Raw genomic sequence first — 14,731 nt, 5'->3', positions numbered from 1 at the left:
ATCCTTCGCTGCGTCAGGTCAGCGCTGGCGCCGTCAGCGCCGCTGTCACGGTGTCGCAAACATGGTCGAGCTGTGCCTCGGTCAGATCGGGATGGATGGGAAGCGCCATGATCCGGGTCGCCACATTCTCGGCCACCGGCAAGCCGGCGCCGTCATGATGCGTTGCATAGGCGGGCTGGTGGTGCAGCGGCTTCGGGTAGTAGACGGCGGTCGCGATCCCGGCGGCGCGGCACGCCTCCTGAACGCGGGTGCGCGCGGCATCATCCGCAAGAAGAACCGCATAGACCGCCCAGGCGCTGGCGCTTTGCGGCACGCGCGCGGGAACCGTCAGGAGATTGCCCAGGCGCCGATCGTAGTGCTTCGCCACTCGCTCCCGCGCCTTTAGCTCGTCGTCAAAGACAGTGAGCTTGGCGAGCAGGACTGCCGCCTGCAACGTGTCCAGGCGGCCATTGATGCCGATCCGTTGAACGTCGTAGCGCAGCTTGCCCTCGCCATGGGTCCGCAGGCTGCGATAGAGCGCCGCGCGCTCCTCACTCTCGGTGAACAGCGCCCCGCCATCGCCATAGGCACCCAGCGCCTTGGAGGGAAAGAAGCTGATCGCCGTCGCATCGGCCTCAACGCCGAGCGGGCGGTCTCCCAGCCAGGCCCCGAAAGCTTGAGCGCAATCGTCGAGCGTGAAGAGTGCGTGCTTCTTGGCGAGCGCGCGAATCGTAGGCCAATCCGCCGGCTGGCCAAAGAGATCGACGCCGATCACTGCTCGCGGACGCAGCTTTCCGGCCGCCGCCGTGGCGAGGATCCGGTCCTCGAGACTGCCGAGGTCGATCTGGAAGGTCAGCGGATCGATATCGACGAAGACCGGCGTGGCGCCGAGCAGAAGCGGCACCTCGGCCGTCGCGGTATAGGTGAAGGCGGGGAGGAAGACGGCGTCGCCGGGACCGATGCCCTCCGCCATGAAGGCGATGAGCAGGGCATCCGTGCCGGAACTCACCGCGACGCAATGCGCGGCGCCTGCCCGGCGGGCGAGTTCGGCCTCAAGCTCCACTACCTCCGGTCCCAGAACGAATTGGCAGTGGGCGAGAACAGTATCGATGCGCCGCCGCATCTCATCCCCGATCCGCGCCTGCTGCGCCTTGAGGTCGAGGAACGGAACGGGGAGGGAGGTCGGCCGATGCATGGAGGTGCTTCTAGAAGGCGAACCGCGGTCTGCAAAGCGGAAGCGCAACACGTCTATGATGCATCAGCGCTTGCGCCGGCCTTTATCCCGCGACCAGGGCCTGTTCCGTCAGAACCTCCCGCAGCCTGTCAGGCCATGGCGTGGAGTGCCGGGTTGCCGTGTCGAGCAGCACCATGACCTCACGCCCTGTCGCGACGCAGCGCTCGCCCTGGAAGATACCCTGGATCAAGGTCATCGAACTCCGGCCGAGCGCCACGAGGCCGACACCGATGTCGAGCTGCGCCGGCCAGCGCACCTCCGCCCGGTAGTCGATCTCGACGCGCGCCAGAACGATCGTCGTCCCAGCCGCACCAACCGGCAGGCCGCAGGCGAGGCCAAAGGTGGTGCGGCCGGTCTCGAGGAAGGCGGCATAGGCCACGTTGTTGACGTGACCGAGCGCGTCGGTGTCGGAGAAGCGCACCGTCTCGCGGCCCCAGAGGCGATAGGTTTCGCGGAGTGTGGGGTCGGGTTCGGTCACTAGGCGGTCAGCCATCCGCGCCGACCAGGCCACGGGCAAATTCGGCGGCGACGAAGGGGCGCAGGTCGCCCGCCTGCTCACCCACGCCGACCGCATGGATGGGCAGCTCGAACTCGGCCGCCAGTGACACCACGATGCCGCCGCGCGCCGAGCCGTCGAGCTTCGTCACGATCAGCCCGTCGACATCCACCATGTCCTGGAACACCTCGACCTGGTTGGACGCGTTCTGGCCGGTGGTCGCATCCAGCACCAGCAGCACGGAATGGGGGGCGGTCGGGTCGAGCTTGCGGATCACCCGGATGATCTTCGTCAGCTCGTCCATCAGCGCGGTCTTGTTGTGCAGCCGGCCGGCGGTGTCGATCAGAAGAAGGTCGGCGCCCTCGGCCCGCGCGCGTTCCAGCGCGCCGAAGGCGAGGCCAGCAGCATCGGTCTCGGGCTTGCCGAAGACCACTGGGACGCCGGTGCGGTCGCCCCAGATCTGCAATTGCTCGACAGCGGCGGCGCGGAAGGTGTCACCCGCCACCAGCATGGGGCGGAAACCCTGCTCGCGGTAATACTGGGCGAATTTGCCGATCGTTGTGGTCTTGCCGGTGCCGTTCACCCCGACCACCAGCACGACATGCGGCGCGTGGCTGCGGTCGATGATCAGCGGCACCGCGACGGGCTCCAGGATCTTGGTGATCTCCTCGGCGAGGGCCGTCTTGATCTCCTCGTCAGTCACATCCTTGCCGAAGCGGGTGCTGCGGAATTCGCCGAGCACATGGCGGGTCGCGCGGGGTCCGAGATCGGCGGCCAGCAGCAGCTCCTCCAACTCCTCCAGCGCCGCCTCGTCCAGCTTGCGCTTGACGAAGACGGTTGTGATGCCGCTGCTGAGCTTCTGAGTGGAGCGAGTGAGCCCCTCCTTCAGCCGCGAGAAGAAACCGGACAGCGCCATCAGCGATCACTCATAAAGATATGTTTATGTGCGGTGGATCTCCCTCCCTGGAAGGGAGGGGGTATAGTGATCGTTGAAAGAAAATACGCTGATGACCACACCCCCACCTTCTAGGTCATATGGGGTGGTCCTCCAAGCTATGCGCTGGAGAACAATCACCGGCCCGCGGATGCCCGAAAGCGGGCTGTTTTTTTTAACCCTCAGTGATGTGTCCGAACCATTTTGCCCGACCTCATCTTGCTGAGGGATCGGCCTGCAGGTCAGAGGGATGATCATCTATCGCCTCACTGATGGGGGTCTGCGGGTCTCAGAAGGCATTCAAACTCAACCTTTGGTTGAGTGAAGAAGATGAAGAGCCGAGAGATCGGGTGGGAAGCCGCCTGTCTTTTTTGGGACAAAGTGAAGAGGGGGACCCGATTGCCGGTAGCCCATGTCTCAAGCTTTTGACCAGTCCCGATCATCAGCGCGTCCAATGCGAACGGCCGCTCCGGCGAAAAGCTGCCATTCGAGCGGACGATCCCCATGAACTGCCTCACGACGAGCGGAGGCCGGACGACGGGCAGTAGTCGCGGCTGAGCTCATACCTTTCTTTGAATGACACAGTTGTTTGAGCAGATGAGTGAGCCTTCATGACTGTGGATCGATTGGCGAAAGATGAATGCCATCGTGCTTGATGACTGGTCTAAATATGCCTGCCGTCATATCGCGGCCCAGCGACCGCAAGGCGATGCGCTTCTCTCGAACGTCGCGCTTAACTGGATCGTCTTCAAACCAATTGTAGGCCCAACGCAATACGTCGACCGTTTTCTGCCACTTCCCCCGCTCGCGGGGCTCTAACCTAAATCCACCATGAACGACTTTGTGTCTCAAGGTTCGCGCATCCTTAATCTGCCTCCAGAATGGAAGCTTGCTCTTTCTCAGTCCGCATAACTTCCCGACCCGCTTAAGGAATGCGTCTTCAGTCTCCGCGAGATAGGTCGCTGCAGCTTCGGCATCGCTTGCGATCGTTAACGCATCTCGAAGTTGTGCCTCGACCAAAACCTCCAAAGATGTCACTACGCGCCTTACGGCTCCCCCGTAGTCGCCGCGCTCCATCAAGTTGATCGCGTCCATTAGTTCAGCCTCGCCGGGGGAAGCGGAAAGATCCATTGCGTCGCGGAATGTCGCAGGGTCTAGATAGGATATGGGTGCCGGAGGGCCGCCGTCCCTCGTGAACAAGAATGGCTTATGATCCCATCCCTTACATGGCACTAAAGTGGCCGTCACTTCTGCACCATTCTTGAAGTCGATATACCAAAAAGGAACGTCCCAGGCCGCTACTTCGTGGGCGAAATAGTCATAGGTTGCCAAGCGATAAGCTTGAATCACACGATTAACGACCGCCAGATGACCTCGGGATAAATCCTCAATATATCGTGCAGCACTTGGCGGAATCGCCCCTCCTTTTCCAACCTTGTATATTTTCGTGGCTACAGAGGAGTTACATCTCGTAGTCATTCTGACAATGGTCTTGCATTTTCGTTCGGATAGATGAGCTTCGGGCTGCTGCGTCCGGATATAATCAGTAATCGGCCGAAGATCTTCGCTGCTTTTTCGTGAGCCACGAATCAGCACGGTGTGCTTGGAATCCGACATGTGACCATACGAGTATTCAAAGAAATGATCCGAAACCGTCACCGGAAACTTGTGTCCGTTGATTTCCACTTCGAGATCGGTTGGCGCAACCATCATCCAAAACGGAAGTTCCACGCGCAAATATACTTCTACCCAAGGAGCGTTCCAGTCGATGTCATCTCCAAGTGTCCAAGCGGTCGGCGCCGCGCACGGAACTTCGTTGTCTTCCGACATAGCTTACCTCGAATCTCAATTCCGAGTTAAAAGAGTAGCTGCAAACAAAACAGATCAATACCCGCTTCGGGATCGCCGCGCCTCGACACTAACGCGGGGGTCGCAAAGCATTCGGCGGAGGCGCCGCGGCGCAGGGCCCGCTCGTTATGCCGCCTTCAGTCGAGGACCCGTCCGATAACGTTGCCCCAGACGCCGGGCATGGGTCCAAGGCGAGAGGCCTAAATTCGGCTGCTGCTGCATAAAACAACAATCCGCGCCTGAATTTATGATACCCACTCATAGAAGCTTTCACCCGGCCCAATTTCTGGCGAGCCAGTCGATCGACCTGTAGCGGCCGCCGGCACCGGCTGAAGTGACCATCTTGGCGATCATCTTTGCGAGCTGTGGAGAAAGGCGGCAGGCTCCGTCCTTGCGGATGACGAAGTCGGCGGCAGAGAATGTCTGCCGCTTAAGCAGATCCAGAATCAGACCGTCCACATGCGGTCGCTCGATTTCGATCAGGTCGTAGGCGAAAGCAGCGTATTCGTCTCTGGAGTGATGCATGACGCCGAGACGCTGATCGAAACCGCGGGCAGTCAGTTGTTCCTGGAGGAGTGAGACTTTCACCGCGTAAGCGTAGTTGAGCATTGAATTGACAGGATGACCGGCGCGGCTGTTGGTGGGCGTGCGCTTCGTCCGCAGGGAGCTACGTGACCAGTAAATCTTCCAGTCGCTGGGCATAGGAAAGCGCTTCTCGCCGATCCACTGCGGGGTGACAGTGCGCCAAGCCCCAAAATACGCCGCGGCACATTGGCCTTCGATGGCGCGGACTTTCTGCATGTCGTCCGTATCCAGGTGATCGAGCATCGACAAGCCCTTCTCGGCCTTCTCGATGGCGGCCACCGCAGCTTCCGATGGTAGATAACTGTGGAGCGTGGTGATGGATCCGCGCAGCTTCTCCGCGATGAGGCCAATACTGAATTGCAGCCGGACGAGCCTGTCGGCCTGCAGCCGCCGCTGGAAAGCAACCTTTGCTGGCACTAAGGGAAAAGCCGAACCGCTGACCAAGGCGCAATATTGGCCGTCCCAGGTCATCCTAATGAGCGAGACACCTTGTTCCACTAGCCACGTCATGACGTCGAAGGACAGGGTGCCACTGCCGTCCAACAATATAAGGCGCGTGGGCAAGTTAAGGTCACCCCTGAAGAACCGATGGAGGGTGGTTTCCTGCGGGTGGTGCGTAAAGCCCTCTCGAACAATGAGCGCTCCATTCTGGATCCGCAGAGAGATCCCATGGCCACATAAAATAAGCGGTTCCGATTGACGTTCCCTCAATTTGCGACGCCGCGACGATTTAGAGATCTCTGAGATCCAATACTCCGATCGCTCGGCCCAACCATCTCGCTCGGGAATTTGCTCAGGTTCTTTCCGGTGGGTCATACTGACGAATATGAAAGTGGGGATCAGTTACCAATTCTTTATGCCGGATCGTATCAATCGTCAATGGAGAATCATTAGAAGCTCCTTCCCCGATCTCGCAAAATCATTGAAGACCGGGCGACAGAAGCAGGCTAGGGATTGCGGCCGCGATTCTTTGGGGCCCTGTTTGCGAAGATGAAGTTTTGCAATTGCAAGTGGATTGACCGTAGCCCGCAGGACTTTCGTGGTCGAATGTCCGATCTCTATATTGCGAGTGTAACACCGAATTGCCGACCGATCATTACCGTATATCGGGAATTATCGCACTGCCCAAAATGGGCATTTTTTTTGAAGGGTCCCGAAGTAGTAATCCAGCCAATTTGGGAAAACATCTGCAATTTTTATCCGGATTGGCGGCATGAAGCGCTCTAAGGGCTCGGATGGGCCGGGCAACCCACGGATACTGTGAATCTTTACCATATGGCGTTCCGCGACGTTCCGATGTAGCCCCTATTAGGATTTTGCAGCAATCGGATCTACTTCGAGTAATGGAAGAACAGTTACGCATTTGGCGGTCCGGGATCGAACTAGATCGCGCATTCGTTGAATTTGCGGATGAATATGCCCGGGGGAAATTTCGGGATCTTGATTCGGTAGCCGCAATCGAAGCTCATAAGTTCCTGATGTACGGTGATTTGTTTGATCTGATCTCTTCCGGAGATTTAGAATCTTGGGGCTTTCAGGTATCTCCCGTCGTAGCTGACGGACCGGTATTGATCCCCGGCCACTGTTTCGAGCTTCGCCCCAATGTTGCCGAATGCGACCAAGATGTCATCACAGCGTCCGGGTGGCGTTATGAACGCGTCAGGATTGTCAAGTCAACCCACGCCTCAAATCCAGCCAAAAATGAGAGAGACGAAGGGCTTAAGGAGGCCCCGTCGAAGACTGGCCGACGGTCTACTTACGGCCCGGCACGAGATGTCTTGCGCGAACTGCACGAAGCCGATCCATCAACAATCAAGATGCCGGCCGAGCGCCTGCTCGAGAAATTCGTCTCACTCTACCGGCAGCGGGCTCGGGAACATGGGCACCCCGAAATTCTTATATCATCGCGCACTCTTCGAGATCACCTGAAGCGCTTCCGGAAGGAACTGGAAGAAACCGGAAGAAGCTAAATCTTCCAGTTGAATCAATATACTAAACCGGACTTGCGGAGCCAGTCTGCCCTTCGGCAACCAGGGTGGTGGCGTAAGTGGCTCGGTCACGGGACTATCAAGCGGAATATGAACGGCGCCTAGAGCGGGCTGGGGCACGAGGCTTAAGCCGGGCACAAGCTCGGGGTCATGCCCGAGCCGGCGAGGCGCCAGTCCGCGCCGCGTCCAAAGCTGATCAGAGTCGCCTCGAAGCAGCTCTTCGGCTTTATCGGAAGTCTCGAAGCCAGCAGGCGGCCGCTAGGGATGTAGGGGTGTCGCCCGAGCGCTTCCGACGATTTCTTCGCGAGACTGTCGAGGCCTCTGGCCGAGGCCCAAGCCTCAAGATCAACGATCGGCGACCAAGACAGATGCGGGTCCTTTCCAAGGGTCAGGAGAAGACCCTCCTATTGGCTGGGTTCGACGAGGCGTCTCGAGCGGGACAGCATCTGTCGGCAGCGCGTTCTTTCATCCGCACCAACGATATCGACAGGCTCAAGCCTTTTGAGGGTCTGTCGGTCAAAGACACGGCCGGTCGGTCCCATCCGCTGGAAAACGACCCGAACGCCCTCCACCGCATTTTCGCCGCTGGTGACGAGTTTTTCCACGACGTTTACCGTTTAACAATCTGAGAGATAAACATGAACTCCCATGAACTTGCTAAAGAGCATCGCAAGCAGAAGCGCTTGGAAGCTCTGGGGACAGATGAGCCGCGTTGTGGTGTCTGCGGCCACACCGATTATCGGGCGCTGGAATTACATCATGTCGCTGGCCAGAAGAATGGCGACGCGACGGTGATCCTCTGCCGAAATTGCCACCGCCAAGTAAGCGATGATCAGCAGGATCATCCCGAAGCACAGGTCGCGTCAGATCCTACGCTGGTTAGCATCGGAAACTTTCTGCTCGGTCTTGCCTCTTTGCTTCGACTTGCCGGTGATCGGCTCACCGACTTTGGTCGGCAGCTCGTCGAACACGCCTATGCTCACCGAGAGGTGGCGTAATGACCCGTTCAGCACCTCCTGAGGCTGAAGAGATGACCGTCGCGGTCCGAGCTTACGCAGTCAAAAAAGGAATCGAGCCTGCTAAAGGTGCCGGGAAACCCGGCCGGAAGAAGAAGCCGACTCTTCGGGCGTCGAAGTGGACGCTCGTCTTCGATACTGAAACGACTACGAATGCTGGCCAAGCGCTGCGCTTTGGCGCCTATCAACTGCGAAATGGCGATAGCCTAGATGAAAAAGGCATCTTCTTTGACCCCGAAGGCGTCACGTCCGAGGAAATGGGCGTCCTGCGGCAGCATGCCGAAAGGGAAGGGCTTACCTTGCGCGACCGCAGCTCATTCGTCGACGACATCTTCTTCGAGCGCGCCTACAAGCTGCGAGCTGCGATCGTGGGCTTCAACCTGCCCTTCGATATCTCTCGGCTTGCGATCTCCCACGGGTCGGCGCGGACGCCAGGCAGCAGCGAATCTGCGGCCGTGATGCAAGGTGGCTTCACCTTCAGGCTCTCTCGGCAGAAGATTTACCCCAACGTTCGGATCAAGCATCTATCACGTAAAGCGGCCTTGATCTCCTTCGCTGCGACCATGGGTCAGCGGGATGGTCGCGGTCAGCGACGGCGGAACCTTTCTACCGGGATCAGGCGTGGTCATTTTATCGATGTGTCCACCCTCGCCAATGCACTCCTGGCGAGGGGCTTCACCCTGAATCGGCTATCTGAATTCTTACAGGTGCAGAACCCCAAGCTTGAATTCGATGCTTTCGACGAATCAATCACGGAGGAGATGATACGCTATGCCGTCAGGGACGTGCAGGCGACCTGGGAATGTTACGTCGAGCTGATCCACCGCTTTAACAGTCTCCACCTCGCCGAAAGCCTCCCTGAGAAAATCTACAGCGAGGCCGGTATCGGCAAGGGCTATATCCGAGCGATGGGCGTCCGCCCGTGGCGTGAAGTCCAGCCCGATTTTCCGACCGATCTGATCGGGCGCGTTATGGGCACCTATTACGGCGGCCGGTCAGAGGTCCGTATCCGACGAGAAATACGGCAAGTCATCCTATGCGACTTTCTGTCGATGTATCCCACGGTTTGCACACTCATGGGGTTGTGGCGCTTCGCGATTGCAGACGGTCTAGACTGGCACGACGCAACGGTGGAGACGAAGCTCTTCCTGAATAAAGTTGACCTCAACGGCTTACAATCGAAGGCCACTTGGGGCTCGCTGGCCGTGCTTGTGCGGGTCTTACCAGACGCGGACATCTTCCCCGTCCGTGCGGCCTACGGCGGCGCCGCTCAGTCGACGATCGGCGCGAACTACCTCAGTGCTGAGAAGCCGTTATGGTTCACCTTGGCAGACTGCATCGCAGCCAAACTGCTGAGCGGGAAGGCTCCGCAGGTCGTTGAGGCGATTTCGTTCGCGCCTCAAGGCGTTCAGTCGGGACTAAAGCCCATCGCGGTTGCCGGCAATCCCGACTATGCCGTCGATCCGAGGACGGGCGACTTTTTCCAGAGGGTCATTGAACTACGTCAGTCGGTCAAGAAGGCAATGAAGTCGGCAGAAGCTCTCTTCGAACAAGACCGGCTCGATACCGAGCAACATGCTATCAAAATCTGCGCCAACTCGACGAGTTACGGTATCTGGGTCGAGATAAACGTCGACTATCGGCCGCAGCCGCAAACCGTCGAAATACATAGCGCGACTGGACAAGCGTTAGAGCAGCTCGTGGATAAGGTCGAGATGCCCGGCACCTTCTTTCACCCGCTGCTGGCGACGCTGATTACCGGCGCTGCTCGTCTCATGCTGGCGATGACTGAGAGGCTGATTTCATACCACGGTCTCGACTGGGTATTCTGCGATACCGACAGCATGGCTATCGCCAAGCCAGCCGGCCTGGACCCGGAAGTGTTCCGCGGCAAAGTGGAAGCGATTGCCCATTGGTTCGAGGGGCTTAACCCATACAATTTTGCCGGCTCTATCCTGAAGATCGAGGATGTAAACAACCGCATCGCCACCCACCAACCAGAACCACTCTACTGCTTTGCGGTTTCGTCAAAGCGCTACGTGCTATTTAACCTGACTGAAAACAGCAGTCCGATCATGCGGAAAGTCTCCGCCCACGGGCTTGGCCATCTGCGACCACCCTATGGCGAGGACGATCCGCCTATCTGCTTTCCGACACCTGACGTGTCGGTGTTGAAGGATGGCACGCTACGATGGCACTGCGATCTCTGGCATCAAATTGTGGTCGCCGCGCTAAAGGGTGAGCCTGATCAAGTCAGCCTAAACTATCATCCGACGCTCCAGGGTCCGGCTATTAGCCGCTATTCCGCTAGCTCGCCAGACTTGCTCAGCTGGTTTAAATCCTACAACGCAGGCCGATCCTATCGAGACCAGGTTAAACCATTCAATTTCCTTCTAACAATGTCGGCGGCCCGCATTTTCGAGCGTGACGGAAAGCTTGTCGAGGTCAGACGAGGGCGCCGGAAGAGGATCACGGCGATCAAACCGGTTGCGCCCTTCGATAGTGATCATAATAGGGCCTTGTTGCACGTCTTCGATCGCGAGACAGGCGCGCTACTGCTTGTCTCGGCGCTGCGTAGCTACGCCGATGCGTTGGCGCAATATCACATTTCCCCAGAGACAAAATTCCTCAACGGAGACTACCTCGACCGCGGCATCACTTCCCGCCGACACATTCAGGTCGATAGTGTGCGCCATATCGGTAAAGAATCTAACGACTGGGAGCGACAGGCGATCCTGGGCTTCGACAAAGACGCCATCGTCGACTACAATATCAACCCGGAGGAATGGGCCGCTTTCACGGATCTTCTTCAGAACTTTGTCGATGCTATGGGCGTCGCCGCCGCCGCTCGCGTTCTAGGGGTAACAAACCAGAGGGTAAAAAAACTCGTCAAAAGAGGAGCCATCACACCAGATAGTGCTCGGTTTCCGGAGCTTCTTTCTGGACTACAGAGAGCAGTTAGGAACGCAGATTCGGCTAGGCGGGAGGAAGCTGAAGCAGGATTGACTATCGCGAAGCGTGTCGATCGCGTGGGCCTGCGCAAGGTTGCGCGGGGGATTGGCGTCGATCCATCAAACTTGAGACGGAAACTGAAGCGGCGAAAGCGATCCAAAGTGGCCATGTGAGATGAGTGATCCCTCCGGACGACCATTTGGCTCTCGGCACGCGTGTCATGGCACCCCTGCCTGTCGACTGTAGGGCGTAGCACTGAGAGAAGCCGCGCGCTGAATTTGCCTACGCCAACCGGCGGTGCGCTTGATCGGCTATCACCACTTTCCGGAAAGGTACATCGCACCCCAATCACTGTACGTTGGGAAGCGTGCGCGGGTTAGCCCTTGGGCGGCGTCGAACGCGGCGAGCTTTCCGTCCCCTGATGAGATTGCTCGGTAGAACTCGGTGAAGAAGAACTCGGCAGCGTCCGTATCAATCGGCCACAGGGTGCCAACGACAGTTCTGGCGCCGGCCATGAACAGGGTCGCGGACAGCCCCCGGAGGTTGTCCATCAGGTCCACGCGACCAAGGGACGTCTCGCATGCGGAGAGGCTGACGAGGTCTAATCCTGCGAAGTCCATCCCCTGGAGTTCGTACGCGGAGAGGGGACGCATGCTGTCGGCGCCGTGGAGAATGACGCACTGGAAGGCGGGCGCCTCCGCGTTGTGCCGTCCATGCGAGGCGATATGGACCCGGCGCGATGTCCGAAACGCTTCCAGCACCCGCTCGACGGACGCCTCACGATCCAGGATTGGCTCAGTACCAAAGAATTGGGAGATGGCCCGCGCCTCGGTCGCGGCTTCCGGCAAACAGCCCCATCCATCCTGACCTTCGAGGAACGCCATGCCGAAGACCGCAATTTTGGAGCGTTCAGCGCCTTCTCTGAGCGAGTCCTGACCGAGAACCGTCAAGCTTGGCATGTAGGTCACGATCCATTCGTCGGCCAGCAACCGTCCGCCGCCCAAATCCGCCAAGTGGATGGGGCAGAAGTGTGTGGCATGATGGGGAATGATGCACAGGTGTCTCTTACCCTCGTCGCGCTTCTCCGCCAGCAGGCGTTTGATGTCCGGCGGGAGCATGAAGGTGCCCAGCACCTCCAACGCTCGTGCACCGGCTGCGGAGATGTGGCTTCCAGGCGGCGCCTCCTGCAGCACGGTCGTCCTCGTAGCCATGACCAGCCTGCCCGATATATCCACCTCGTCTGTCCAGTCGGCTAGATTCTCATTGACCACGAGTGACACGTCGGTTGAGGTCGAAAGTAGGCAAAACAGTGCCTGCTTCCCATTCCTCCCAGCGCCGAAGTAGTAGCTCAGCAGCACATCGTCCGGCCCGAGCAAATCGTCAAACCTGTCCAATGTCTTCATGGTGCGGGCTAGTGTAGGCCTAACGGCGCGAATCATTTTTTCGACTTGGCGGCGATCGAAGCTGTGTCTTAGGTTTCTCAGCCTTTCCCCACCATCGCCGCCAGGGGCGGCCTCGGTAACCCCTAGGTAGCTACAAAGGCTGCCCTCGCTGACCCGCTTAGCGGGCACGGACTGCAAGCGAGGCACCACGGCTTCCAGTCCTATAATGGAGTCGATGAGTTTTCGATCGGCGTCAGTCTCTTGCAAACCCTCGATGGCGCCCACGCCGACGAGTTCGCCGAACCGGAATCCCTTTGCCAAGTGGAACATCATCGCAAGCGCACGGGGTTCACCCGTCCCCGCGCGGTAAGTTGCTGCCAGCAACTCGCGGCAAAGCAGGTGCGTGTAGGTGACTGCTACGTCGCCAATTCGCTCGGCGTTCATGATTGCAGGGATGAGTGACGGAAGGAGCGGGACGAGGTCAATGGTTTTGAGCTGTTGCGCGATGTCGACCGCACGCAACAGCAAGTCGACTGCCGGCGTCGGGACATTGACCCGCAGATATTCGGCAAAGCCTTCGAGGTAGCATTGGATGGCTTCTTCAAGCCTACCGGCCTCGAAGGAATTTTCGCCGGCACCCGTGTGGAGGACGGCGGGGAAGCTTGCGAACGCAGGGGACCACCGGTCCCACTCTCCGGGGTCGTCATGGGCGCCCCTGATTATCTCAAGTGCGAGATCTTCCCGATTCTTGGCAGTCAGGCTAGCGGCAAGCGCAACCCGAGCGAAGATCGCCCCTCTACCAGGGTAACCGCCTACAATAGCCTGCTCGTCCAGAAATCGTGTCAACCCATCGATGTCGTCGGGAAGTTCTGCATCCCTCGCGCGAACAAAGACTTGGCACAGCATCACAACGCATTCCTGGTGCACAAACATGACCAGCCGGTCTCCACCGGAATGCGCACGCATCAGGAGGTCAGCGGCCTTGAACAAGACGAGCTTGTCGAACAACCGCCCCCGCATCTCCACCTTGGCTGCGTTGACTAGTCTGAGAGCTGTGTTTTTCTCATCCCCCGTTGCCTCCATTTCGTTAGCAAGGACTGACTTTGCGATAAGCAACGCCTGCTCGAATTCGTTGTCATCATCGACCTGCTTGGGTTCGCCGGTCGGCACGTTTCCTTGGTCGGCTGATTTTGGGCCGAATGCCCGCATGATCAATCTTGCAACCTGAAGCGGTTCCTGGTCAATTTCCGAATCCAGCAACGAAGTCGACCGATGCGCTGTCTCGGCAACCGTGTGTGCATCAATGGAGCCACCGAGATCATGAAGCTTGGCTTGCGCTTGCGCCAACGCCTTCAAGGTTAGTCCCAGACGCCTTCCGCTCCGAAGTTCGCTCGCCTGCGTCAGCAGATCAACCGCAATCTTGATCGCTTCCATGGGAGATGGAAGTTTCGCCAGCTTGGCCGCTGCCGCGGCGTTCCCAAACGTATCGCGAGCTGCGGATAGCCATCGATGATAAGAATCCGGGTCGCCTGATGAATGCCCGACGGTGTACGGATCCAGATTGAGCGTACCCATACGGTGCAGTGCCGACGCCAATTCGTCGAGAACGCCGCGCTGCTTGGCGGCTTCAGCGCAAAGCCGTCCTCTGGTCATGGCGTCAACATACAGCTCGCCGTTGGGGACCTTCGCGATCGTCGCCCTGACAATATGAAGCCAAGTTAGGACGGCCTCGCTCATCATCCTGAACTCGTCGTCTTCGGCGTAAGGCTCGAGGCAGTCGACAGCGACCACCAGCAACTGATGGCAATTGACGGCGTAGCGCCAGTCATCGGATCCGGCCATCCGCTCATTGGCGTCGGAAAGCGCCGTGACATAGAGCAGCGACAGATGGAACACTACGTTCGGGCCGGCCGCCTGGCGTAAGGCCATCTCAAGGGAAATCTCCCCGTTGGCCAGCTGGTCCGATAGGATTTCGATTGGGCCGCGGCCAAGTGGGTACGCTCCTATGTCCTCGACGAGCACGTGCCGCAACATCTCGAGGTAGGCAACGGCAGCCGCGAAATCCTTGTTCCGCAGGTGCCGTTCGCCCTCGAGCGCGAGCACCTTGTCAAATCGGCGCCGTGACAGCAGTGCGGGGTTCCGGAAGATGAAATCATCGTATTGGGATTTTGGAAGCGCGCCCAAGCTACTGACGAGCCCCGCTAGATCGGGGTCGTCGGTCGGGACGGTGACTTTGCTGGATCCACTCCGGACTAGGAAGACGATTCGCTTCAGCCAATTCATCTGCAGTCTCCTGCTTTGTGCTGAGGCTGCGTAC

At 58.7% G+C, this 14,731-nt stretch carries 10 protein-coding genes; 4 read left to right on the top strand and 6 right to left on the bottom strand.

Features of this window, described 5'->3' with window-relative positions:
* Nucleotides 1-13: 13 nt before the first annotated feature.
* The 5 genes from GSQ92_RS01205 to cas1 form a co-directional block, all read right to left on the bottom strand.
* Nucleotides 14-1,174, bottom strand: a complete 1,161-nt coding sequence (locus GSQ92_RS01205; protein WP_158801062.1) for a DegT/DnrJ/EryC1/StrS aminotransferase family protein — start codon at nucleotides 1,172-1,174, stop codon at nucleotides 14-16.
* A gap of 82 nt (nucleotides 1,175-1,256) precedes the next feature.
* The gene (locus GSQ92_RS01200; protein WP_159012847.1) at nucleotides 1,257-1,706 is read right to left on the bottom strand and encodes a thioesterase family protein; all 450 of its coding nucleotides are present in this window, start codon (nucleotides 1,704-1,706) and stop codon (nucleotides 1,257-1,259) included.
* On the bottom strand, nucleotides 1,699-2,625 hold the full coding sequence (ftsY, locus tag GSQ92_RS01195; RefSeq protein ID WP_158801060.1) for a signal recognition particle-docking protein FtsY: 927 nt from the start codon (nucleotides 2,623-2,625) through the stop codon (nucleotides 1,699-1,701). Before ftsY ends, GSQ92_RS01200 begins: the two co-directional genes overlap by 8 nt.
* A gap of 627 nt (nucleotides 2,626-3,252) precedes the next feature.
* Nucleotides 3,253-4,473: a hypothetical protein gene (locus GSQ92_RS01190; protein ID WP_159012846.1), complete on the bottom strand. Its 1,221-nt coding sequence runs from the start codon at nucleotides 4,471-4,473 to the stop codon at nucleotides 3,253-3,255.
* Between the two features lie 288 nt (nucleotides 4,474-4,761).
* Nucleotides 4,762-5,892 carry a CRISPR-associated endonuclease Cas1 gene (cas1, locus tag GSQ92_RS01185; protein ID WP_159012845.1) on the bottom strand — a complete coding sequence of 377 codons (1,131 nt, stop codon included), beginning with the start codon at nucleotides 5,890-5,892 and terminating at the stop codon, nucleotides 4,762-4,764.
* A 527-nt stretch (nucleotides 5,893-6,419) separates the two neighbouring features.
* Here cas1 and GSQ92_RS01180 point away from each other — a divergent pair.
* From GSQ92_RS01180 to GSQ92_RS01165, 4 genes are all read left to right on the top strand, one after another.
* Nucleotides 6,420-7,046 carry a hypothetical protein gene (locus GSQ92_RS01180; RefSeq protein WP_159012844.1) on the top strand — a complete coding sequence of 209 codons (627 nt, stop codon included), beginning with the start codon at nucleotides 6,420-6,422 and terminating at the stop codon, nucleotides 7,044-7,046.
* Between the two features lie 290 nt (nucleotides 7,047-7,336).
* Nucleotides 7,337-7,693, top strand: coding sequence for a hypothetical protein (locus GSQ92_RS01175; RefSeq protein ID WP_159012843.1), 357 nt, complete (start codon nucleotides 7,337-7,339; stop codon nucleotides 7,691-7,693).
* Between the two features lie 9 nt (nucleotides 7,694-7,702).
* Entirely contained in the window at nucleotides 7,703-8,062 is a 360-nt protein-coding gene (locus GSQ92_RS01170; protein WP_159012842.1) for a hypothetical protein, read from the top strand.
* A 32-nt stretch (nucleotides 8,063-8,094) separates the two neighbouring features.
* Entirely contained in the window at nucleotides 8,095-11,205 is a 3,111-nt protein-coding gene (locus tag GSQ92_RS01165) for a DNA polymerase domain-containing protein (RefSeq protein ID WP_159012841.1), read from the top strand.
* A 141-nt stretch (nucleotides 11,206-11,346) separates the two neighbouring features.
* On the opposite strand, the gene GSQ92_RS01160 is transcribed toward GSQ92_RS01165, so the two are convergent.
* On the bottom strand, nucleotides 11,347-14,697 hold the full coding sequence (locus tag GSQ92_RS01160; RefSeq protein ID WP_159012840.1) for a CHAT domain-containing protein: 3,351 nt from the start codon (nucleotides 14,695-14,697) through the stop codon (nucleotides 11,347-11,349).
* Nucleotides 14,698-14,731: the final 34 nt, after the last annotated feature.

Origin of the sequence: Acidisoma sp. S159 (assembly GCF_009766125.1) — a bacterium.
In the GTDB taxonomy this organism is placed as follows: Bacteria; Pseudomonadota; Alphaproteobacteria; order Acetobacterales; family Acetobacteraceae; genus Acidisoma.
This window is presented reverse-complemented; position numbering and strand designations above follow the sequence as displayed.

What these genes read in the sequence shown, in the direction of transcription:
- GSQ92_RS01205 (WP_158801062.1), bottom strand. Translation starts at nt 1,174, where the DNA reads ATGCATCGGCCGACCTCCCTCCCCGTTCCGTTCCTCGACCTCAAGGCG.
- GSQ92_RS01200 (WP_159012847.1), bottom strand. Translation starts at nt 1,706, where the DNA reads ATGGCTGACCGCCTAGTGACCGAACCCGACCCCACACTCCGCGAAACC.
- ftsY (WP_158801060.1), bottom strand. Translation starts at nt 2,625, where the DNA reads ATGGCGCTGTCCGGTTTCTTCTCGCGGCTGAAGGAGGGGCTCACTCGC.
- GSQ92_RS01190 (WP_159012846.1), bottom strand. Translation starts at nt 4,473, where the DNA reads ATGTCGGAAGACAACGAAGTTCCGTGCGCGGCGCCGACCGCTTGGACA.
- cas1 (WP_159012845.1), bottom strand. Translation starts at nt 5,892, where the DNA reads ATGACCCACCGGAAAGAACCTGAGCAAATTCCCGAGCGAGATGGTTGG.
- GSQ92_RS01180 (WP_159012844.1), top strand. Translation starts at nt 6,420, where the DNA reads ATGGAAGAACAGTTACGCATTTGGCGGTCCGGGATCGAACTAGATCGC.
- GSQ92_RS01170 (WP_159012842.1), top strand. Translation starts at nt 7,703, where the DNA reads ATGAACTCCCATGAACTTGCTAAAGAGCATCGCAAGCAGAAGCGCTTG.
- GSQ92_RS01165 (WP_159012841.1), top strand. Translation starts at nt 8,095, where the DNA reads ATGACCGTCGCGGTCCGAGCTTACGCAGTCAAAAAAGGAATCGAGCCT.
- GSQ92_RS01160 (WP_159012840.1), bottom strand. Translation starts at nt 14,697, where the DNA reads ATGAATTGGCTGAAGCGAATCGTCTTCCTAGTCCGGAGTGGATCCAGC.